The following is a 21,201-nucleotide window of genomic DNA, read 5'->3' as shown; positions in this document are numbered from 1 at the left end:
CGGTCCGCACGGGGAGCGGGATCGTTCCGTTGTCAGTTCGCCTCGTTCTGTCTATAGAACGAGTCCTGTATACGGAACGAAGCGTCCGGGGAGTGGGCCGCGGCTGGTCGCGGCGCTCGGGCGAGGAAGGGGTCGGTCGTGGCACATCGCAAGGCGGCACAAACGATCGCGGCTGCGAACGGCATCGGGACCGACACGGCCTTCGGCGCCGTCAACCCGCCGCTCTATCTCTCGACGACCTACACCTTCGCGGGGTTCGAGAAGGCGCGGGACTACGATTACGCCCGGCTCGGCAACCCGACCCGCGACCAGCTCGCCGACACCATCGCCAAGCTCGAAGGCGGCGCCCGCGCCGTCGTGGTGGCGAGCGGCATGGCCGCCCTCGATCTCGCCCTCTCGCCCCTCAGGCCCGGCGACCTGCTGGTGGCCCCGCACGATTGTTACGGGGGCACGCACCGGCTGCTCTCCATGCGCGCGGCCCGGGGCCATTACCGCGTCGCCTTCTTGGACCAGACCGACGAGGCCGCCCTGGCGGAGGCCCTGGCGGAGCGGCCCCGCATCGTCCTCACCGAGACGCCGAGCAACCCGCTGATGCGGATCGTGGACGTCCGGCGCACGGCCGCCCTCGCCAAGGCGGCGGGCGCCCTCTTCGTGGTCGACAACACCTTCCTGTCCCCGGCCCTGCAGCAGCCGATCGCGCTGGGGGCCGACCTCGTCGTGCATTCCACCACGAAGTTCCTCAACGGCCATTCGGACGTCATCGGCGGCGCCGTGGTGGCCGCCGAGGCCGTCCTCGGCGAGGAGCTGGCGGCCTGGGCGAACACGATCGGCGTCACGGGCTCGCCCTTCGACGCCTACCTGACCCTGCGCGGCATCCGCACGCTGTTCGCGCGGCTGGAGCGCCAGCAGCAGAACGCGGCCGCCATCGCGGCCTTCCTGGCCGCGCATCCGGCGGTGGCCCGCGTCCATTATCCGGGCCTTCCCGATCATCCGGGCCACGCGATCGCCAAGGCCCAGCAGAGCGGCTTCGGCGCGATGCTGAGCGTCGAGCTCGCGGGCGGGCGCGAGGCCGTCCGCGCGGCGGTCGAGCGGCTCCGGATCTTCACCCTCGCCGAATCGCTCGGCGGGGTCGAGAGCCTGATCGCGCACCCGGTGAGCATGACGCATGCGGCCATGGATCCCGAGGCGCGCCGGATCGCGGGCGTCGGCGACGGCCTGCTGCGGCTCTCGGTCGGGCTCGAAGCCGAGGGCGACCTGCTGGCCGACCTCGCGCAAGCCCTCGACGCCGCCCCGCACCGCTGACGCGGGAAGCCGAGCGGAACCGCCCGAGGCCGTTCCGCTCGGCTGCGCCGTCCTCAGCGCCGCGGCAGGGTCCGCAGCGCGTGCAGGAAGACGTCGACATCCTCCCGCGTGTTGTAGAAGGCGAGCGAGGCGCGCACCGACTCGCTCACCCCGAAGCGCCGCAGCGCCGGCAGGGCGCAGTGATGGCCCGCCCGCACCGCGATCCCGTGCCGGTCGAGGTGCTGGGCGACCGCCGCGTTCTCCTGCCCCTCGATCACGAAGGACATCACGCTCGCCTTGTGGCGCGCCGTGCCGAGGAGCCGCAGGCCCCTGATCTCGGCGAGGCCCCCTTGCGCGTAGTCGAGGAGGTCGTGCTCGTAGGCCGCGATCGCCGGCAGGCCGACGCCCTGCAGGTAGTCGAGGGCGGCCCCGAGCCCCACCGCCCCGGCGATGTCCGGGGTGCCCGCCTCGAACTTCTCCGGCACGCCCCGGTAGACCGTGCGCGCGAAGGTCACGTCCTCGATCATGTGGCCGCCGCCCTGCCAGGGCGGCATCGCCTCGAGCAGGTGCTTCTTGCCGTAGAGCGCGCCGATCCCGGTCGGCCCGAACACCTTGTGGCCGGAGAAGACCAGGAAGTCCGCATCGAGGGCCTGCACGTCGAGCGGCATGTGCGGCGAGGATTGCGCCGCATCCACCAGCACCGGCACCCCGTAGGCGTGGGAGAGCCCGATGATCTCGGGGATCGGGTTCACCGTGCCGAGGGCGTTGGCGACCTGCGTCACCGAGACGATCTTGGTCCGCCCCGAGAGCAGGGCGGCGAACTGATCGAGCATCAGCTCGCCCCGGTCGTTGACCGGGATCACCCGCAGGGTCGCGCCGGTCGCCTGCGTCACCATCTGCCAGGGCACGATGTTGGCGTGGTGCTCGATCGTCGAGACGATGATCTCGTCGCCCGGCCCGAGATTCGCCCGGCCGAAGCTGTTCGCCACGAGGTTGATGGCCTCGGTGGTGCCGCGCAGGAAGACGATCTCGTCGGTGGAGCGGGCGTTGAGGAAGCGCCGCACCGCCTCGCGGCCGCCCTCGAAGGCGTCGGTCGCCCGGGCCGCCAGGGTGTGGGCGGCCCGGTGGATGTTCGAATTGTCGTGCGCGTAGAAGCGGCTCGTCGCGTCGATGACGCTCTGCGGCTTGTGCGTCGTCGCCGCGTTGTCGAGCCAGACCAGCCGGTGGCCGTTCACGCTCTGGTGCAGGGCCGGGAAGTCCTTCCGCACCCGCTCGACGTCGAAGGCCGTGGCGACCGGCAGCGCCGGGGCGCCGCGGGGGTCAGGGGGCAGGAAGTAGTAGTCCGGTGTCTCAGGTGCCGCGCCGGCTGGGGCCGGCGCGGCGGGGGCCGCCGGCACCAGGCCGGGGGCGAGCGCCTGCGCGAAGGCGGCGGCCCGCGGGTGGTCCTGCGCGATGGTGCGCAGGAGATCGGGGCCGCCCGGGATCAGGGCGGCGAGCGCGGCGCCGTCGAGACCGGGCAGCGGCGGGGCCGGCGGCGCGACGCTCGGATGCGGGGCGGGTCCCGGCAGCGCCGGGGTGAGGGGCCGGCTCAACGCCTGCCCCTGCCCGTAGATCTCGCGGGCGAGCCGCGCGACGAGGTCGGCATGCGCCGCCTCGCCGGGGAGCGCCGCGGGCGAGACCGGGCTCTGGTGGAAGCCGGCCTCAGGCGTAGTCATGGTAGTGGCCGAGCAGCACGTTATCGAGGCGGGCGATCGCGTCCTCGACCAGCACGGCGGCCGAGAAGTAGCGCGTCACGAGATGCGAGGCGATCGAGTGGTCGTTGGTGCCCATGTAGCGCACCGACAGGCCCGGCTCGATCTCGCCGGTCACCCCCGACTTCTGCAGCCCGACCACGCCCTGCTCGCCCTCGCCGACGCGCAGCAGCAGGATCGAGGTGGTCTGCGCGCCCGTGACCGGGTCGGTGTCGATCGGCAGCTTGTCGCTGGGAACCAGCGGTACCCCGCGCCAGGTGATGAACGGGGCGCCGAACAGGTGGATGACCACCGGCGGCACGCCGCGGCGCGTCGCCTCCCGGCCGAAGGCCGCGATGGTGCGCGGATGCGCGACGAAGAAGGCGGGCTTCTTCCAGACCAGGGTGAGGAGCTCGTCGAGGTCGTCCGGGGTCGGCGGGCCGCCGCGGGTCGGGATGCGCTGGCGCGGCGCCACCTCGTTGAGGAGGCCGAAGCCGGAATTGTTGAGCAGCTCCCACTCCTCGCGTTCCTTCACGGCATCGACCGTGAGGCGGATCTGCTCGCGGAGCTGGTCGATCTCGTTGGAGTAGAGGTCGGTGACCCGGGTGTGGGTGTTGAGGATCGTCTGGATGGTCGAGAGCTGGTACTCGCGCGCCTCCTCCTCGTAGGCGACGAAGGTGGTCGGCAGGCGCGGCGCCCCGGCATGGACCGAGAGGAGGTCGATGCCCTGCTCGCCGTAGGCGTTGGTGCGGTCCTTGAGGCCGGCCCGCTCCTCGGCGGCCTGGGCGATGCGGGTGCGGATGCCCTCGTCCTCCAGCGCCGCCGGATCGAGGGTGAGGAGGGTGACGCTGGAGAGCGCCTTGACGGCGGGGGCCGGGGCGGCGCCGCCGGTCAGGCCCTCGTCGCCGAGGAAGTCGCCCCGGGTCGCCAGCCCCTGGCGCAGGCGGCCCTTGAAGGGGCCCGAGAGGGTCAGCTCGACGGTGCCGTCCGCCACGATGGTGAGGCCGCGGGCCGCGCCCTCCTCCAGGATGACGTCGCCGGCCTTGTGCTGGCTCTCGCGGAAGCGTCCGGCGAGCGCGGCGAGTTCGGCATCGCCGAGCCGGCTGAACAGCGGGACCGCGCGCAGGGAACCGGAGTGGACGCCGCGCGCCCCGCCCTCGCTCGTCAGGTCGACCCGGCCGGGCTTGGCGAGCACGACGGCGCGCCGGTTCACCCGGTAGACGCCGCCCGACACGTTCACGAAGGGCAGGAGGCGCAGAAGGAAGCGCGGGGTGTTGGCGCTGTTCTGGACCGCCGTGACGGTGGCGGTCGCGAGATTGCGTGCCGCGGCGGCGCTCACGCTCAGACCTGGACCACTCATGGCCGGGAGACTCCTTCAAGAGAGGGGACGGATGCACGGCGAGGACGAGCGAATCGGCCCCAAGTCTTCCGTAGTGGCATTCTAGCTTCTGTTCGAAAACACGTCGTCAATATGAACCAAAGACGTGGTGCGCTTCAGCGGACGACTTGCCGATGCTGTGGCGCGGATTCCGTCTAACGCTGCGTTGCGGCCGGCGTCAATGGAAGTATCTTCCTTATTTGTGGGCGCAGGCAACATGTTCTCACCCTCTATCGCCGATATCGGGGAAGATATGTCTCTCATTTCTGGCTCATGGAGAACGATATTTTCCGCGTGCATGCCCGCCGCGGCGAGGGGAGCAGGATTTGCCGGGAGTGGCTTTTTCTCGGGCCGGGATCCGGGCCGCGCGGGAGCGCGGCGCGCTCAGATGCCGTCGCCGAAGAACTGGTCCATGCTCAGGGCCGGATCCTCGCCCCGGGGCGTGCGGCTGATCACCCGGGCGGGCACGCCCGCCACCGTCGTGTGGGGCGGGACGTCGTGCAGCACCACAGCCGCGGCCGCCACCTTGGCGCCTTCCCCGACCCGGATGTTGCCGAGCACCTTGGCGCCGACGCTGAGCAGCACGCCGCGGCTGATCTTGGGATGGCGGTCGCCGGTGTCCTTGCCGTTGCCGCCCAGCGTGACCGACTGGAGGATCGAGACGTCGTCGGCGATCACCGCGGTCTCGCCGATGACGACGCCGGTGGCGTGATCGATGAACACGCCCGAGCCGATCCGGGCGGCCGGGTGGATGTCGGCCCCGAACACCTCCGACATCCGGCTCTGCACGTGAAGGCTGAGCGTGGCCCGGCCCTGGTGCCAGAGCCAGTGGGCGACCCGGTAGGCTTCGAGGGCGGCGAGGCCCTTGTAGAACAGAAACGGATCGAGGTAGCGGCGGCAGGTCGGGTCGCGCTCGCGGATGGCGACGAGGTCGCGCACCGCGTGGGCGCCGGCCTGCGGGTCGGCCTCGAAGGCCGAGAGGCAGAGGTCCCGCATGGCGAGCCGCGCGAGGTCGCCGTCCCCGAGCCGGTGGGCGACCCGGTAGGCGAAGGCGTGGACGAGGCTCGGCTGGTCGAGGATCGTCGCCTGCAGGATGCCCGCGTAGAGCGGCTCCTCGATGAGGGCGGCCTCCGCCTCGGCGCGCAGATCGCGCCAGACCTCGGCGACCGCGCTGCTGCGGCTCGTCTCGCGCAGGGGCGGCGCGGTCGGGGACGGAGACGCGCCCATGGTTCAGTGCGCGACGCGCCGGAACAGGGCCGAGACGTAGCCGCGCAGCAATTCGTGCCCGTCGAACTGCACGTCGAGGGCGAAGAGCCCGTCCGACACCTCCTCAATGCCCACCACCTCGCCGGTGGCGTGACGCCAGATGCCGAGGGCCTCGGCGACGTCGAGTCTCGCGAACACGACCTGATCTCCTGGAACCATGGGTGCCTCCGAGGACAGACGCGGACGCCGCCCCGGACGGGGCGGCGTCCATGCCGCGGAACCGCGCTCCTCCAAGGTTCCCAGACCGGCCCGCTCGCGGGCCGCTCCGACAGAACCTTCTCCCTGGAGGTCGATCGAGAGATGAACGCTTCTTATCCGGAGTGGATATGAAGAATAAACCTCTCACGCGCCCCGTTTCATCGCGTGAGTATGGTGGGGTGACGTGAGATTTACAAGAGAGATGTGGCGGGTGGCGCGCCGATCGAGGGAAGGGCCGAGAAACGACTTGGCCTGCCGGCTGCGGATGCCCTAGGGTCGAGCCGCGCCGCGGGGCGCGCGGAGCGGAGGATGCGGTGCAGACGAGTTCCTTGCCGGGGGCCCTCGCCGGGGGGCTTCTGATCGGCCTTTCGGTGACGATGTTCCTTCTCGTGAACGGCCGCATCGCCGGCATCAGCGGCCTCGTCGCCGGGCTCGCCGCCGAGCGGGGCGAACGGCGCCTCGCCAACGCCGCCTTCGTCGCCGGCCTGATGCTCGGGCCGCCGCTCTTCGCCGGCATCACGGGCGCGTGGCCGGTGATGCGGATCGAGGCCTCCCTGCCGCTCCTCGCCGCGGCGGGCCTCCTCGTCGGATTCGGCACGCGGCTCGGGTCCGGCTGCACCAGCGGGCACGGGGTGGCGGGCCTGTCCCGGCTGTCGCCGCGCTCGATCGCCGCCGTGCTCACCTTCCTGGCGAGCGGCATGGCGACGGTGGCGCTGATGCGGGGGCTCGGCGCGTGAGGGCGTGGCTGCGGGCGGGCGCGGCCCTGGCCGCCGGCGTGGTGTTCGGGCTCGGCTTGTCGCTGTCCGGGATGCTCGATCCGGTGCGGGTGCGGGGCTTTCTCGACGTGACCGGCGCCTGGGATCCGAGCCTGATGGCGGTGCTGGCCGGCGCCGTCGCGGTGGCGGCCCTCGGGCAGGTGATCCGCCGCCGCATGGACCGGCCCCTGCTCGACGAGCGCTTCGCCCTGCCCACCCAGCGGCGGATCGATGCGCGGCTTCTCGGCGGGGCGGCCCTGTTCGGGATCGGCTGGGGACTGGCGGGGTTCTGCCCGGGGCCGGCCGTGGCGGCGCTCTCCACCGGGGCCGTGCCGGTCGTGGTCTTCGTGCTCGCCATGCTCGCCGGCATGGGCGCGCAGGCGCTCCTGCGGCCGGCCCGGGATCCGGCGCCGGAGGGCCCGGCCGCACCCACCCGGGCCACTTGAAAAGCACCTCATCGCCGCGGGGCCGCGCGGGAAAACAATCTTCCGCCGCGTCGTGAAATAATAGTCTATATATTTACTTGACTATCAAGCCCCGTCCCATAGCCTCCGGTCGGAGACAGCGATGACACAGCCCAGACAGCTCCACCTCAACGTCAACATCCTCCACGGCGGCTTCTACGTCTCCGCGTGGCGCGCCCCGCAATCCGACCCGCGGGCAAGCTTCGATCCAGGCCACTACGTCCGCACGGCCCGGATCGCCGAGCGCGGCAAGCTCGACGCGATCTTCCTGGCCGACGTCCCGGTGCTGGAGGACAAGGCCGAGCAGCGCAGCTTCAACGGGCTGGAGCCGAGCATCACGCTGGCGGCGGTGGCGGGGGCGACCCACCATCTCGGGCTGATCGCGACGGTCTCCACGACCTACAACGAGCCCTACAACATCGCCCGGCGCTTCGCCTCCCTCGACCTGCTCAGCGGCGGACGCGTGGGCGTCAACCTCGTGACCACCGCGAGCGGCGCGGCTTCCGCCAATTTCGGCCAGGAGCTGATGGAGCACGGCCGGCGCTACGCGCGGGGGAGCGAGTTCGCCGAGGTCCTGCTCAAGCTCTGGGACAGCTGGGAGGACGACGCCTATCTGGGCGACAAGGCGAGCGGGCGGCTGCTCGACAAGGCGAAGATCCACCGCATCGACCATGCCGGCGCGTTCTTCCGGGTCGCGGGGCCGCTCAGCCTGCCCCGCTCGCCACAGGGGCGGCCGATCGTGGTCCAGGCCGGCGGCTCCGAGGACGGGCGCGACTTCGCCGCGCGCTACGCGGACGCCGTCTTCAGCGTCGGCGAGGATCAGGATTTGTCGCGGGCCTATATCGGCGACCTGCGGCGGCGCACGGCCGCGCAGGGCCGCGATCCCCGCTCGATCGTCGCCCTGCCGGGGCTGGCGACGATCCTCGGCTCGACCGAGGCGGAGGTGCGCCGCCGCGAGGAGGACCTCGCCGCCCTGATCCCCCTCGACTACGCGGTCACGCGGCTGGGGCAGACCTTCGGGCAGAACCTGGAGCATCTCGACCTCGACGCTCCCTTCCCCGACCTGCCCATTCCGCAGAACGGCAGCACGACCTTCGCGCGCGCCACGCTCACCTTCGCGCGCCAGGGCGGCCTCACCGTCCGCCAGCTGATCCACAAGCTCGGCGGCGGCATCGGCCACCGCGTCATCGCCGGCACGCCCGAGGCCGTCGCGGCGGACATCGAAGCGTGGTTCCGCAACGGCGCGGCGGACGGCTTCAACCTGATGCCGGACGTGCTGCCGGACGGCCTCGAAGCCTTCGTCGATCACGTCGTGCCGATCCTGCAGAGGCGCGGAATCTTCCGGACGGAGTACCGCGAGACCACCCTTCGCGAGCGTTTCGGCCTGCCGCGGCCCGCGAGCCGCTACGCCGAGGCCGCGCGGCGCAGCGCCTGACCACGGCCGCTTGTCCACCCGTCCGGGAGAGCGCCGCCTCGTCCCGGGAACACCCAAGGAGCCCGTCCTTCCATGTCCGAGATCGCCCTGTCGCTGCCGGAGGCCGCCCGGCCGCGCGAGCTCGAAGCGCTCTTCGCCGAGATCGCCGCCGGCGCCTCCGCCCGCGACAGCCGCCGCGAGCACCCGTGGGAGCTGCTCGCCAAGCTGCGTGCGGCGCGGTTCGGCGCCTTGCGCCTGCCGGTGGAGGATGGCGGCGCCGGCGCCTCCTGGCGTGAGGTGCTGGGGGCGGTCGTCCGCCTCGCCGAGGCCGATTCCAGCGTCGCCCACATCTTCCGCAACCACCTCTTCGTGACGGAACGCTTCGTCACCGGCCGGGAGCCCGGCTACAACCCGAAGTGGCGCCGCTCCGTCGCCGAGGGCGGCCTGATCGGGCTCGCCACCACCGAGCTCGACCGCAAGCAGACGGGCGGGCGCGGCGACCTCAAGACCGTGCTGCGCCTGGACGGGGACGGCTTCCGCCTCAACGGCACCAAGTTCTACAGCACCGGCACCCTCTACGCGGACTGGACGCTGGTGCGCGCGATCTCTCCCGAGGGAGAGGACGTCTCGCTGATCATCCCGACCGACCGCGCGGGCGTCGAGCGCCTCGACGATTGGGACGGCATCGGCCAGCGCGTCACCGGCACCGGCACGACGAACTTCCACGAGGTGCGCGTCGAGGCCGACGAGATCATCCGCGATCCGGCGCCCTATATCATGGCCTTCGCCAGCACCATCGCGCAGACCATCGTCACGGCGGCGAATGTCGGCGTGCTGCGGGCCGTGCTGCGGGACGCCAAGGCCCTGCTGTTGTCCCGCACGCGCAACTTCTACTTCGCGCCCTCTCCCGTCCCAGCGGAGGACCCGATCCTGCAGCAGCTCGTCGGGCGGATCGCGAGCGAGGCGCACGTCGCCGAACTCGCCCTCCTGGCGGTGGGGGACAGCCTCGACCGGGTGGCGCGCGCCCGTGCGGAGCGGGAGGGCGACGACCGGCTGACGCGCCTCTCCCACGACGCCTCGGTCGCCGCCGCGAAGACGAAGGTGGTGGTGGACGAGTTCGTGCTGCGCTCGGCGACCGCCTTGTTCGATGTCGGCGGCGCCTCGGCCGCGACGCTGCGGCAGAATCTCGACCGGCACTGGCGCAACGCCCGCACCCTCTCCTCGCACAACCCGGCGAGCTACAAGGCGCTGGCGGTGGGTGCCTTCGAGCTGCACGGCACCGAGCTGCCCGGCCTCGGCTTCTTCTGATACGGTTTCCGGAAGATCACTTTCGGAAACCGTATCACGAGCCCGCGCGGCGCCTGAGCGAGGCCGGTTTCCGCATCGCGAAGCGATCATCCGGAAACCGTATGAGACCTGGCCGATCGGCCGATCCCGCGCCGGGACGAAAGCCGGCGTTGGGGCGCCATGCGCCGCCGGGCGCTCGCCGCGGGCGTCCGCATGGTCCATCATCCGCCGCGTCCGCCCCGGAGCGCGCCCGACCCTGCGATGGGACCTTGCCATGAGACCGCCGGCCTTCTCCTCGCTGCGGGCCTCGCGGCCGCCTTCGCCGGCCTCGTGGCCGCCCTCCTCGGCGCCCTGCGGGGTCCGTCCGGCGGGGCGCAATCCGCCGGCCTCCTCCTCACGGCGCTGGCGGGCTACGTCGACGGGCTCGGCTTCACGTGGCTCGGCGGGCTCTACCCGTCCTTCATGAGCGGCAACACCACGCAGCTCGGCGTCGCGCTGGGCCAAGCCTCCCTTGGTCAGGTCTCCCTTGGTCAGGTCTCCCTCGGTCAGGCCTCCTTCGGGCAGGCGCTGATGCCGGCGGGCCTGATCGGCCTGTTTCTCGCCGGCGCGACCCTCGGCACGCTCCTGTCGATCGTGGCGCCGTCCCGGTGGCGGACGGGGGTGGTGCTCGCCTTCGAGGCCCTTCTCCTCCTCGGCGCCCTCGCCATCGGGCTCGCCACGCCGGCGCTCGACCTCAGCGCCCTGCTGATGGCGCTCGCGATGGGCGCGCAGAACGCGGCGATCGCCGCCGTGCAGGGCTTCCGCGGCGGCACCACCTTCGTCACCGGGACCCTGTTCAGCCTCGGCCAGGGTCTCGCCCGGGCGCTGACCGGGACCGGCCCGGCCCTGGGCTGGTGGCGCGAGGCCGCCGCCTGGCTCGCCCTCGTGAGCGGGGCGGTCGCCGGGGCCGCCGCCTACGCGACGGTGACGGTTCACGCCCTGATCGTGCCGGCCGCCTGCGTGAGCGCGGTGGCGGTCGCGGCCGGGGCGTCGGCGATCCTCGGGCCCGCCGGGCCGCGACCGTGAGCCGGGAGGCCGGCTATGGGGTCGGGGCCGTCCCGGCTTGGTCGAGAACCTGGATCGTGGCCGTCATCCCGGCCGCCAGATGCACGCCGTCCGGCAGGCGCTCGATCCGGATCCGGACCGGGATGCGCTGGGCGAGGCGCACCCAGGTGAAGACCGGATTGACGTTGGGCAGCCCGGCGACGCCGGGGGCGGCGTTCGGGTCCATGATGCCGCGCGCGAGGCTGTCCACACGTCCGGCGATCGGACGGTCGGTGTAGCCCATGAGGACGATGCGGGCGGGGGCGCCGACCTGGATCGCCCGCAGATGCGTCTCCTCGAAATAGCCCGCCACCCAGAAGCTGTCCGTATCGACGAGGGTCATCGCGGCCTGGCCGGCCGTGGCGTAGGTCCCGGCCTGCAGGAGCAGGTTGCTGACGTAGCCGTTCACGGGCGAGCGGATCTCGACCCGCTCCAGGTTGAGCTTGGCGTTGTCGAGATTGGCCGAGGCGGCCTCGGCAGCGGCCTGGGCGGCATCCGCGGCGCTCTCGTAGGTCTGGCGGGCCTCCGCGCTCACCGCGAGGTCGCTCAGCTGGTTGCGGCGGTCCGCCTCGGCGCGGCTGTTCTGCGCCTGGGCCCGCGCCTGCGCGAGGGCGGCCTCGGCGCGCTTCACCGCGATCCGGTAGTCCCGGTCGTCGATCTGGAACAGCACGTCGCCCTTGCGCACGAACTGGTTGTCGGCGACCCGGACCGCCGTGACCCGGCCCGAGACCTCGGGGGCGACCTGCGCCGTGTAGACGCGCACGGTGCCGTCCCGCGTCCAGGGCGTGCCGAAATAATAGTCCCAGGCCGCCCAGGCCAGGAAGCCGGAGGCGGCGAGCACCGCCGCGATCACGAACAGCCCGAAGGCGGAGGGGACCGCCGGCACCGGCTGGGAGGGCGTCGTCGGCGGCACCGCGCCCGGGCTGCCCGCCGCACCGGACGACTCGTTCTTCACCATGGCTCAGAGCCGCCCCAGGAGGAGGACGAGGCCGGACAGGAGCGAGGTGAACAGCGCCAGTTCCAGGACCGCGCCCGGCACCGACGCCCGGGTCGGCCGGACCCGCCGCAATGCGGCGAGCGCCGCCCAGGTGCCCGCGGCGGCGGCCGGCAGGCAGAGCGCGAAGGGCGACACGAACACTCCCATGAGGTCGATCTCGCGCAGCGGGAGAATCATCGCGCCAGCCTCCACACGCGGTCGGGCAGGACCAGATCGTAGGCGGCCGTCCCGAAGGCGATGCCCCCGAGGATGGCGGCGGCTTCGTTCAGGGAGGCCGCGAGGTCGTACTGCATCGGGTTGAGCGGATCCACGGCGGTGAGGAAGGCGAGATTGTAGCCGAGGGCGGGGCCGGTCGTGCGCGGATCCGTCATCCCGACCGCCCCGATGAACAGGAACGGAAACAGCACGACGGCGAGGAGCCCGAACGCGGAGGGCGCGGTGAGGAGGCTGTAGCGCACGATGAGCCCGATCACCTGCCCGATGACGACGCCCCCGAGATAGGCCCGGGCGCGGCGATCCGCGTCGGGCATGGTCGAGAAGATCACCGCGGTGACGCCCGCGAAGGTGACGAAGATCCCGCCCGAGGGCCACGCGGTGGCGACCCACAGCGCCCAGCCGGCGCCCACCACCAGGAAGGCCCGGATGGCGTTGGCGACGATCACGGGATGCCCCGGCACGGGGCCGGGCGGAAAGGCCGGCCCGGGACGCGGGCCCTGCATGGCCTCCGCGAGGGCGCTCGCCGCATAGGCGCAGGCGACCCCGAGGATGATCTCGACGCCGCGCGCGAGCGCGATCTCGAAGACCGAGAGCGGCACGGTCGCGCTCAGGACCACCACCAGGGCCGCCGTCAGGCTCGACAGCCCCGCGCCGTAGGAGGCGAGGCCGGGCAGCCGGCCGCCCACATACGAGTTGAGCCCGCACCAGCCCGCGATGAAGATTCCCATCAGGATCGGGGATTGCGCGAACAGCGCCACCGCGACGATGGCGGCGACGAGCCCGAGCACGGTCCCGGCGACCCGCCACAGCCCCTTGAGGCCCACCTGCCCGCGCGTCGGCAGCGCCAGCGACATGACGGTCCAGGCGGCCCAGCGCGGGGTGTCGAGTTCGAGCCACATCGCGAGCCACAGGGCGATCAGGGCGGCGAGCACGGTACGCAGGCCGAACGGGACGCCCGTCGTCCCGATCCGCGCCGGAAGGGATGAGACCCACCCCACCTCAGGGCTCCCGCCGCGCCGCGCGGGCTTCGTTGCGCTGTCCGACCGTCATCTCCCGCGGACCGTAGCATAGGACGGCCGGCCGCGCGCCTCGGCGGATGCGCACGCCGATGTCAGTGGCGCGGTACGCGCTGCCAGCTCAGGAGGGCCGAGACGACGAGTGGAACGGAGTAACCGGCGTTCAGCGCTCCCGCCATGACGGCGAATTTCATCAGCGTGACGGAGAGCGACTGCGCGTAGAGAGCCCCCGCGAGGCATGTCGCCAGTGCGAGAATGCCGGCGAGGACCACAAGGCCCGGCCAGCGGACGCTCAGCCCCGCAGCACATCCCAGAGTGGCGACACAGACGTACAGCATCCCGAGGCCCGGTTCCGTTGACGGATCGTATCTACGATCCTTCAGGGTCAGTTCCAAGTGCTCAGCTGGCCCCCTTGCTCCATTTTTCCTCTCTTTTCAGCCGCGGATACCACCCGCTCGGCAGATGAGGTCGTGATCAGCCTGGATTTGCTGCAATGCACAATCCTTTCCTGAGCCATATCTGATCATCGAAGCCTCGCTCGTCCGAGGATTACGGTCCATCACGGCGTCGATGGCAACGCTGCCAGCACGAAGGCTGCAAAGCATATGATAATTCCTCATTTCTTCATGGAAGATGGTGCGGCGGGTTGAACAGTTTTCGAGATGTTGCCGCGCGGCCCATTCCGCTGCGGCATCGTGCCGGCCTTCATCATCCCCGTCGTGAATTCGTCACATGCCGAATATTCTCTGCGGCGGCATGAATATCCAGGGGATTCTCCGGCGCCGGCATCGTCACGGTCGCGTGGCTCGACAGTCGATCCGGCGCCGTGGAATGAGATCCTGATCGAGGCTGCCCATCCGAACACACGATCATGGATCGGCACCGGCTCTTGGTTGCTTCTTCTCCGCTGCCCGCGCCGTGCGCCGCCTCGCTGTGCCGGTCCACGCCGCATGGCGGCCCTGTGCGCTGCAACGAACGGGGCCCCTGCGGTCCCCTGCGCCCGGCTGACGTCGGGGGGGCGCCGAAGCCGGTCGCCAAGTCGTGCCGGGCGCTTCCCGCTGCGTTCCGGCCAGCGCTGCCGGCACGCACCTCATACCCGCGTATGATCGCGCCATCTCTTGTCATGCGCCAAGCAGATCTAGGCGTGAATGCCGGCATTCGATCGAGAACTTATAACGATGACATCTCCGGACGGAGATCTTGGATCTCACTCGACGATGAGGAACCGGCCATGATGATGCGGCATATGCTTCCGATCCTGGTGTTCGCGGTGTCGACCGGTGCGGCGCTGGCCCAGGACGCCCCGAATCCCTACCGCTATTCCGGCAGCCATGCGGGCGGACCCGCCGACGCGCTCATCCCCGACGGCACCCCGCGCCCGATCACGCACCGTGCCGTGACTGGCCCCTACGAATATGCGGGCAGCCATGCCGGGGGCCCGGCGGATGCGCTGATCCCGGACGGCACGTCGGCGCCGACCCTGCGCCGGGTCGTCGATCCCGCCTACCGCTATTCCGGCAGCCACGCGGGCGGCCCGGCGGACGCGCTGATCCCGGAGTGATCCGGCGAGCGGTTTCCGACACCGCGGGCCGGTCCACCGGCCCGCGGGGATTTCTGCGCCCCTGCGCGCTCATTCCGGAAGGATCGCACCGATGGACGCCTTCTCCCGCCGCAGCCTCCTCGCCCTCGCCGCCACCGGGAGCATCGCGGCCGCCACGCCCGGCCGCGCGGCCGGGTTCGGCAATCCCGACCGCCCGCCCCAGGGCGCGATCAATGCGAGCCCCGAGGCTGTGCGCGATCCCGGCCCGCAGAGCCCGCCCCTCGCCGGGCAGTTCCCCTCGGCGCAGAATCCGCCCGCGACCGATGTCGGCGACATGCAGACCTTCTGGTCGTCCTTCAACACGGCGCACCGGCGCATCCAGGCCGGCGGCTGGGCCCGCCAGGTCACGCAGGCCGATTTCCCGATCTCGACCGCGGTGTCGGGCGTGAACATGCGGCTCGACGCGGGCGGCGTCCGGGAGATGCACTGGCACCTCGCGGCCGAGTGGGCCTACATGACCAACGGGCGCTGCCGCATCACCTATCTGGATGCCGAGGGCCACGCCTCGGTGCAGGACGTCGCCAAGGGCGACCTCTGGTATTTCCCGGCCGGCATGCCGCACTCGCTGCAGGGCCTGGGCCCGGAGGGATGCGAGTTCCTGATCGTGTTCGACGACGGCAGCCAGTCGGAATTCGGCACGCTCCTCGTCACCGACTGGCTCGCGCACACGCCGCCGGAGGATCTCGCCCTCAATTTCGGCGTCCCGGCGGACACCTTCCGGTCGATCCCGCTCGACGATCTCTGGATCTTCCAGGGCCGCGAGCCGGGCCCGCTCGCCGAGGACCAGGCCCGGATCGCCGCGGCCGGCGCCCCGGCGGAGCCCGTCACCTTCTCGCTCGCGACGACCACGCCCGTGCGGGAGAACCGCTCCGGGCGCCTGCAGATGGCCGACAGCCGGACCTTCAAGGCCTCGAAGACCATCGCGGCCGCCATCGAGGTGATCCGGCCGGGCGCGATGCGGGAGATGCACTGGCACCCGAATGCCGACGAGTGGCAATACTACATCCAGGGCGAGGGCCGCATGACGGTGTTCGGGGCCGGGCCGCGGGCCCAGACCGCCGATTTCCGCGCCGGCGACCTCGGCTACGTCAAGAAGAGCAACGGCCATTACGTCAAGAACACCGGCACGACGGACCTGATCTTCCTCGCGGTGTTCCGGACCGCCGAGTACCAGGAGATCAGCCTGTCCGACTGGCTGGCGCGCACGCCGCCGGCCCTGGTGGCGCAGCACCTCAACATCGATCCCGCCGTGCTCGCCCGCTTCCCCCACAACCGGCCCGGCCTCGTCCCGGCCTGATCCCGGCTCCCGCGAGAAGGAATCCCGAGGCCATGGCGAAGCCCCGTGTCAGCTCCTACACCCAGCCGGCGGGCGGCTGGGGTGCCCTCGCGGCGACCGCCAAGGCGCTCGCCGAACAAGGCATCCTCGCCCGCGGCAGCGCGACCCTGCTGCGCATGAACCAGCCGGCGGGCTTCGACTGCCCGGGCTGCGCATGGCCCGATCCGGACCACACCAGCGCCTTCGAGTTCTGCGAGAACGGCGCCAAGGCGATGGCCTGGGAGGCGACGGAGAAGCGCTGCACGCCCGAGGTCCTGGCCGCCCACACGGTCGCGGAACTCGCGACCTGGGCCGATTACGATCTGGAGATGCTGGGCCGGCTCACCCACCCGATGGCCTACGAGCCCGCCTCGGACCGGTACGTCCCGGTGAGCTGGGAGGAGGCCTTCGGGCGGATCGGCGCGATCCTGCGCGCCCAGGACGATCCGAACCGGGTCGAGTTCTACACCTCGGGCCGGGCCTCGAACGAGGCCGCCTTCCTCTACCAGCTCTTCGCGCGCGCCTACGGCACCAACAACTTCCCCGATTGTTCCAACATGTGCCACGAGGCGACGAGCGTCGGCCTGCCGCAGAGCCTCGGCGTCGGCAAGGCCACGGTGCTGTTGGAGGATTTCGACCACGCGGACGCGATCTTCCTGTTCGGCCAGAACCCGGGCACGAACAGCCCGCGCATGCTGACTTCCCTGCGCGCCGCCGCCCGGCGCGGCGCCGCGATCGTGAGCGTCAACCCGCTGCGCGAGCGGGCGCTGGAGCGCTTCCAGGCGCCGCAGAACCCGGTGGAGATGGCGACCCTCACCGCGACGCCGATCTCCTCGCTCTATCTCCAGGTCCGGGTCGGGGGCGATGCCGCCGTGCTCAAGGGGATGATCAAGAGCTGCCTGGAGGCCGATGCCGCCGCGCGGGCGGCCGATGCGGCGCCCGTCCTCGACTGGGACTTCATCCGCGGCCACACGATCGGCTTCGATGCCCTGGCGGCGGATATCCGCGCCACCGCCTGGCCGGACATCGCGCGCGTCTCGGGCCTGCCGCGCGGCACGATCGAAGAGGCCGCGCGCCTCTACCGCGAGGCGAAGGCCGCCATCCTGGTCTACGGGATGGGTTTGACGCAGCACAGCCGGGGCACCGAGACCGTCCGCCTGCTCACCGATCTCGCTCTCCTGCGCGGCAATGTCGGCCGGCCGGGGGCGGGCGTCTGCCCGGTGCGCGGCCACTCGAACGTCCAGGGCGACCGCACCGTCGGCATCACCGAGAAGCCCGATCCGGCCTTCCTCGACCGCCTGCGCGACGTCTTCGGCTTCGCGCCGCCGCGGGCCCACGGGCACGACGTGGTGCGGGCGATCGAGGCGATGATCGCCGGAGAGGCGCGCGTCTTCATCGGGCTCGGCGGCAACTTCGCCGCCGCGACCCCGGACACCGCCGTCACCCAGGCGGCTTTGCGCCGGCTCGATCTCACCGTGCAGATCTCGACCAAGCTCAACCGCGGCCACCTCGTGCATGGGCGCGAGGCCTTCATCCTGCCGTGCCTCGCCCGCTCCGAGAGCGACGTGCAGGCGGGCGGTCCGCAATCCATCACGGTCGAGGATTCGATGTCGATGGTGCACGCCTCGGCGGGCCGCAACGACCCCGCCTCGCCGCATCTCCTGAGCGAGCCCGCGATCATCGCCGGGCTCGCCCGGGCCACCCTGGGAGAGACCCCTTCGATTCCGTGGGCGGAGATGATCGCCGATTACGACCGCATCCGCGCGGCGATCGAGCGGGTCTTCCCGATCTTCCAGGGCTACAACGCCCGCATCCGGGTGCCGGGCGGGTTCCACCTGACCTCGCTCGCCCGGGAGCGCATCTGGGCGACGCCGAGCGGCAAGGCGCAGTTCTCGGTCTATCCGGGGCTCGGCGAGGGCGCGCCGGGCGACGATGCGGAGGTGTTGCGGCTGACCACCCTGCGCAGCCACGACCAGTACAACACCACGCTCTATTCGCTCTCCGACCGCTATCGCGGCGTGTTCAACCAGCGCATGGTGGTGTTCCTCAGCCCCGAGGAGATGAAGCGGCGCGGGCTCGGCATCGGCGAGAGCGTCGCCCTGGAGACGGTCTCGACGGACGGGGTGACGCGCCGGGTCGGGGGGCTGAAGGTGGTGCCCTACCGGGTCCCGGACGGCTGCTGCGCCGCCTATTACCCGGAGACGAACCCGCTCGTGCCGCTCTACGCCCGCGATCCGCAGAGCGGGACGCCGTCCTCGAAGAGCATCCCGGTGCGTCTCATCCGGACGAACCAGCAGGATTAGGGTTCGATCGAAAGGTTATCCCGCTCGCGACCGGTCGATCGAACCGCCCCTGTCGCGGATCTCCTTCCACGGCGTTCCAGCCGCACGGGAAAGAGGTGGTGGATATCCACCGGCATCGCACCCCGTTGGTACGATCCCGGACCTGCGTCTCATGTGACGAGAACCGGCAGGGGAATCGCTTCAGCTTTTTGATGGGTTTGCGGGTGTGCGTCGGAGGAGGGCTTCGAGGTAGTCGGGGTTGAGATTGGCGAGCTTTCTGCGGGTCTTGAGGCTGTGGCGATCGTGGGGTTCACGCACGAGGTTGACGGCCATGTGGCGCACCACCGCCATGTTCTGCGGGCCCGATCCGGTCCGCAGCCGCACGAGGTCGTCGTGGAAGACGACGTCGAGCACCCAGTGCAGACGGTTCTCGATCTGCCAGTGCGCGCGCACGGCGGCTGCAAAGGTCTTGGCGTCGAGCTTGGCCGAGGAGAGATAGTAGCGTTGCTCGCGTTCGATCTTGCCGGCGCGTTCGACCCTTGTCTCGATCATGCCGATCATCGCCAAGTGGGGCATGTGTGGCTCATCGGGGTAGCGGCGATCCGAGGTGAGCCAGCTGACGTCATGGCACACGCTGGCACGGCGGCGTTCGAGGCGGCCATGGTCGTTGTCGAGGATCTCGTGGGTGTCCGCGATTCCGTCGCCTGGATCGGCAAAGAAGCGCACGACGTCGTGGTGGGTGGCGGGGCGGTTGGCCTTGAGCGCCAGCAGATAGTCGCCGCCTCGGTTCACGATGGTCTCGGCGATGGCGGTCTGGGTGCCCATCGCATCGATGGTGACGAGGGCGCCCCGGAGTTCGAGCCGTTCCAGAAGGCATGGGATGGCGGTGATCTCGTTGTTCTTGTCGGCGACGGCCTCCTGGCCGAGCACGAGGCGCTGGCGAGCGGCCCAGGCCGAGACGGTGTGCAGGGCAGCCCGGCCTTTGGTCTTGGCGTGGCAGCGCCGGGAGGTCTTGCCGTCGATGGCGATGAGGTCGGGTTCGGCCTCGCGCAGGCTCGCGACCCAGGCCGTGAAGCAGTCCTTGAAGAGGTTGGCGTCGAGCGCGTTGACGACGTCGTTGAGGGTATCGTGGGCAGGCAGGCCGCGCGCGTAGGGCAGGAAGCGGCGCAGGAAGTCGAGGCGCTGCTCGCCCCACAGCCGGATCTCGACGAAGTCGTCCATGCCGCACAGCGTGGCGCACAGCACCAGCAGCAGGATCTCAGGGAGCGGGTAGATCACCCGCCAGTGCTGGCGCGGATCCTCCAGGGCTGAGAAGTGGGCGAGGATCGAAAGCGATGACGGCATGGGAGCCTCGCAGAACGCCAGGCCCCCGATGAATCACGATCCTCCTCGTCGCGCAGCCCAAACCCACTCCAAGGCTGAAGCGATTGCCCTGCGAGAACCGGCGCGGCCGATTGACACCCTGGCCGAATAGGCGAAGCATGAACCGCCTCGGCTCGCCGCGACGCCGCTTCCGAACGCGCGAGACCGGCCGAGAGCGATCCGTCCGAGCCGGGACACATCGGCCGGGCGACCGTCCGAGGGCGGGAGGAGACGTCCATGACAGAGATCCGCGCCAAGGCGTCCGGTCGGCTCGCAGCTTTGTCCTGCGGCGTCGCGGCGCTCCTCACGGCGGGGGCGGCGCGCGCCGACGAGACCTGCCAGTCGCCCTACATGGCCAAGATCACCGGCATCGAGGACTTCGTCTACGTCTGGACCCTCGGCGTAGAGGGGCTGGGCGACGGGTCGGACAAGCTCGTCACCGTCGACGCGCGCGAAGGCTCCGCGACCTTCGGCAAGCCGATCCATGCGGCCTCGGTGGGCGGCCGGCACGAGGCCCATCACGGGGGCTTCACCGACGACCGGCGGCAGTTCTGGGCGGCGGGCCTGTCGGACAGCCGGATCTTCATCTTCGACGTCGCGACCGATCCCGCGCAGCCGCGGCTCGTCAAGGTCATCGACGACTTCATCCAGAAGAGCGGCGGCGCGGCCGGCCCGCACGGCGCCTACGCGCTGCCGGGCCGCATGCTGATCCCGAGCCTGTCGAACAAGGACGGCACCGGGCGGGCGGCCCTCGTCGAGTATTCCAACGACGGCGACTACATCGCGACGCACTGGCTGCCCACGGACGCGGCCCCGAACGGCGCCCGGATCGAGGCGAAGGCGGACGGCTACGGCTACGACGCCCGCGTGCTGCCGCGCCGCAACGTGATGCTGACCTCGTCCTTCACCGGCCTCGAGAACTACATGCGGCCCCTCGGCGCGCTGATGAAGGACGGCGAGGCGATGAAGCGCTTCGGCGAAACCATGGTGCTGTGGGATTTCCACGCCCGCCAGCCCCGCACCGTGCTGCACGTCCCCGGCGTGCCCCTGGAGATCCGCTGGGCCTGGGGGCCGCACCATTCCTACGCCTTCACCACCACCGCCCTCACCGCGAAGATCTGGCTCGTCCACGAGGACGCGAACGGCGCGTGGCAGGCGAGCGCGGTGGCGGATATCGGCGATCCCGCGGCGCTGCCGGTGCCGGTCGACATCAGCCTCTCGGCGGACGACCGGACCTTGTTCGTCGACACCTTCATGGACGGCACCACGCGCGTCTTCGACGTCTCGGACCCCCATCGGCCGAAGCAGATCTACGAGAAGAAGATCGGCGCGCAGCTCAACATGGTCTCGCAGAGCTGGGACGGGAAGCGGATCTACTACACCAGCTCGCTCCTGGCGAACTGGGACAAGGCCGGCGCGGACAACGAGCAGTTCCTCAAGGCCTATACCTGGGACGGCCGGGCGCTGGCGCCGCGCTTCGCCATCGACTTCACGGCCGAGCGGCTCGGGCGCCCCCACATGATGGCGTTCGGCGCGGCCTCGCTCTTCACGAACTGA

Annotated in this window: 19 protein-coding genes; 10 read left to right on the top strand and 9 right to left on the bottom strand. The window is 71.1% G+C overall.

Annotated features, from left to right (window positions below; genetic code table 11):
- Positions 1-138 precede the first annotated feature (138 nt).
- Positions 139-1,302, top strand: coding sequence for a cystathionine gamma-synthase (gene metB / locus ACE101_RS09260; RefSeq protein WP_379128265.1), 1,164 nt, complete (start codon positions 139-141; stop codon positions 1,300-1,302).
- 53 nt (positions 1,303-1,355) lie between these two features.
- Here metB and ACE101_RS09255 read toward each other — a convergent pair whose 3' ends face one another.
- From ACE101_RS09255 to ACE101_RS09240, 4 genes are all read right to left on the bottom strand, one after another.
- Positions 1,356-2,996 carry a SufS family cysteine desulfurase gene (locus tag ACE101_RS09255; protein ID WP_379128263.1) on the bottom strand — a complete coding sequence of 547 codons (1,641 nt, stop codon included), beginning with the start codon at positions 2,994-2,996 and terminating at the stop codon, positions 1,356-1,358.
- Positions 2,983-4,371 (bottom strand): family 2B encapsulin nanocompartment shell protein, encoded by a 1,389-nt coding sequence (locus tag ACE101_RS09250; protein WP_379128260.1) that lies wholly within the window; start codon positions 4,369-4,371, stop codon positions 2,983-2,985. The genes ACE101_RS09255 and ACE101_RS09250 overlap by 14 nt, the downstream gene beginning before the upstream one ends.
- Before the next feature lie 402 nt (positions 4,372-4,773).
- Complete coding sequence (cysE, locus tag ACE101_RS09245) at positions 4,774-5,616, bottom strand: serine O-acetyltransferase (RefSeq protein WP_379128257.1); 843 nt, start codon at positions 5,614-5,616, stop codon at positions 4,774-4,776.
- A 3-nt stretch (positions 5,617-5,619) separates the two neighbouring features.
- Positions 5,620-5,793, bottom strand: coding sequence for a hypothetical protein (locus ACE101_RS09240; protein ID WP_379128254.1), 174 nt, complete (start codon positions 5,791-5,793; stop codon positions 5,620-5,622).
- A 374-nt stretch (positions 5,794-6,167) separates the two neighbouring features.
- Between ACE101_RS09240 and ACE101_RS09235 the strand changes: the two genes are divergently transcribed.
- The 5 genes from ACE101_RS09235 to ACE101_RS09215 all read left to right on the top strand — a co-directional run bounded on the left by ACE101_RS09235 (position 6,168) and on the right by ACE101_RS09215 (position 10,838).
- Positions 6,168-6,590, top strand: coding sequence for a YeeE/YedE family protein (locus ACE101_RS09235; protein ID WP_379128251.1), 423 nt, complete (start codon positions 6,168-6,170; stop codon positions 6,588-6,590).
- Positions 6,587-7,054 (top strand): DUF6691 family protein, encoded by a 468-nt coding sequence (locus ACE101_RS09230; protein ID WP_379128249.1) that lies wholly within the window; start codon positions 6,587-6,589, stop codon positions 7,052-7,054. Before ACE101_RS09235 ends, ACE101_RS09230 begins: the two co-directional genes overlap by 4 nt.
- 121 nt (positions 7,055-7,175) lie before the next feature.
- The gene (locus ACE101_RS09225; protein WP_379128246.1) at positions 7,176-8,507 is read left to right on the top strand and encodes an LLM class flavin-dependent oxidoreductase; all 1,332 of its coding nucleotides are present in this window, start codon (positions 7,176-7,178) and stop codon (positions 8,505-8,507) included.
- 72 nt (positions 8,508-8,579) lie between these two features.
- Positions 8,580-9,794, top strand: a complete 1,215-nt coding sequence (locus ACE101_RS09220; protein ID WP_379128244.1) for an acyl-CoA dehydrogenase family protein — start codon at positions 8,580-8,582, stop codon at positions 9,792-9,794.
- 240 nt (positions 9,795-10,034) lie between these two features.
- On the top strand, positions 10,035-10,838 hold the full coding sequence (locus ACE101_RS09215) for a YoaK family protein (RefSeq protein ID WP_379128241.1): 804 nt from the start codon (positions 10,035-10,037) through the stop codon (positions 10,836-10,838).
- A 13-nt stretch (positions 10,839-10,851) separates the two neighbouring features.
- Here the strand turns inward: ACE101_RS09215 and ACE101_RS09210 are convergent, their stop codons facing one another.
- The 4 genes from ACE101_RS09210 to ACE101_RS09195 form a co-directional block, all read right to left on the bottom strand.
- The gene (locus tag ACE101_RS09210) at positions 10,852-11,814 is read right to left on the bottom strand and encodes an efflux RND transporter periplasmic adaptor subunit (RefSeq protein ID WP_379128239.1); all 963 of its coding nucleotides are present in this window, start codon (positions 11,812-11,814) and stop codon (positions 10,852-10,854) included.
- A 3-nt stretch (positions 11,815-11,817) separates the two neighbouring features.
- A complete protein-coding gene (locus tag ACE101_RS09205; RefSeq protein WP_379128236.1) occupies positions 11,818-12,030 on the bottom strand; it encodes a DUF1656 domain-containing protein in 213 nt (70 codons plus the stop codon).
- Positions 12,027-13,067, bottom strand: a complete 1,041-nt coding sequence (locus ACE101_RS09200; protein WP_379128233.1) for an FUSC family protein — start codon at positions 13,065-13,067, stop codon at positions 12,027-12,029. Before ACE101_RS09200 ends, ACE101_RS09205 begins: the two co-directional genes overlap by 4 nt.
- Positions 13,068-13,180: 113 nt before the next feature.
- The gene (locus tag ACE101_RS09195) at positions 13,181-13,480 is read right to left on the bottom strand and encodes a hypothetical protein (protein WP_379128230.1); all 300 of its coding nucleotides are present in this window, start codon (positions 13,478-13,480) and stop codon (positions 13,181-13,183) included.
- 836 nt (positions 13,481-14,316) lie between these two features.
- Here ACE101_RS09195 and ACE101_RS09190 point away from each other — a divergent pair.
- The 3 genes from ACE101_RS09190 to ACE101_RS09180 all read left to right on the top strand — a co-directional run bounded on the left by ACE101_RS09190 (position 14,317) and on the right by ACE101_RS09180 (position 18,303).
- Positions 14,317-14,646 carry a hypothetical protein gene (locus ACE101_RS09190; RefSeq protein ID WP_379128227.1) on the top strand — a complete coding sequence of 110 codons (330 nt, stop codon included), beginning with the start codon at positions 14,317-14,319 and terminating at the stop codon, positions 14,644-14,646.
- Between the two features lie 91 nt (positions 14,647-14,737).
- The gene (locus tag ACE101_RS09185; RefSeq protein WP_379128225.1) at positions 14,738-15,982 is read left to right on the top strand and encodes a cupin domain-containing protein; all 1,245 of its coding nucleotides are present in this window, start codon (positions 14,738-14,740) and stop codon (positions 15,980-15,982) included.
- 32 nt (positions 15,983-16,014) lie between these two features.
- A complete protein-coding gene (locus tag ACE101_RS09180) occupies positions 16,015-18,303 on the top strand; it encodes an FdhF/YdeP family oxidoreductase (protein WP_379128223.1) in 2,289 nt (762 codons plus the stop codon).
- A 180-nt stretch (positions 18,304-18,483) separates the two neighbouring features.
- Here ACE101_RS09180 and ACE101_RS09175 read toward each other — a convergent pair whose 3' ends face one another.
- Entirely contained in the window at positions 18,484-19,626 is a 1,143-nt protein-coding gene (locus tag ACE101_RS09175) for an ISAs1 family transposase (RefSeq protein WP_379128221.1), read from the bottom strand.
- 255 nt (positions 19,627-19,881) lie between these two features.
- Here ACE101_RS09175 and mtoX point away from each other — a divergent pair, with 255 nt between their 5' ends.
- Positions 19,882-21,201, top strand: a complete 1,320-nt coding sequence (gene mtoX, locus ACE101_RS09170) for a methanethiol oxidase (RefSeq protein ID WP_379128218.1) — start codon at positions 19,882-19,884, stop codon at positions 21,199-21,201.

It is taken from the genome of Methylobacterium carpenticola (genome assembly GCF_042748905.1).
In the GTDB taxonomy this organism is placed as follows: domain Bacteria; phylum Pseudomonadota; class Alphaproteobacteria; order Rhizobiales; family Beijerinckiaceae; genus Methylobacterium; species Methylobacterium carpenticola.
The sequence above is the reverse complement of the archived record's forward strand: the minus strand, read 5'-3'. Positions and strand labels throughout refer to the sequence as shown.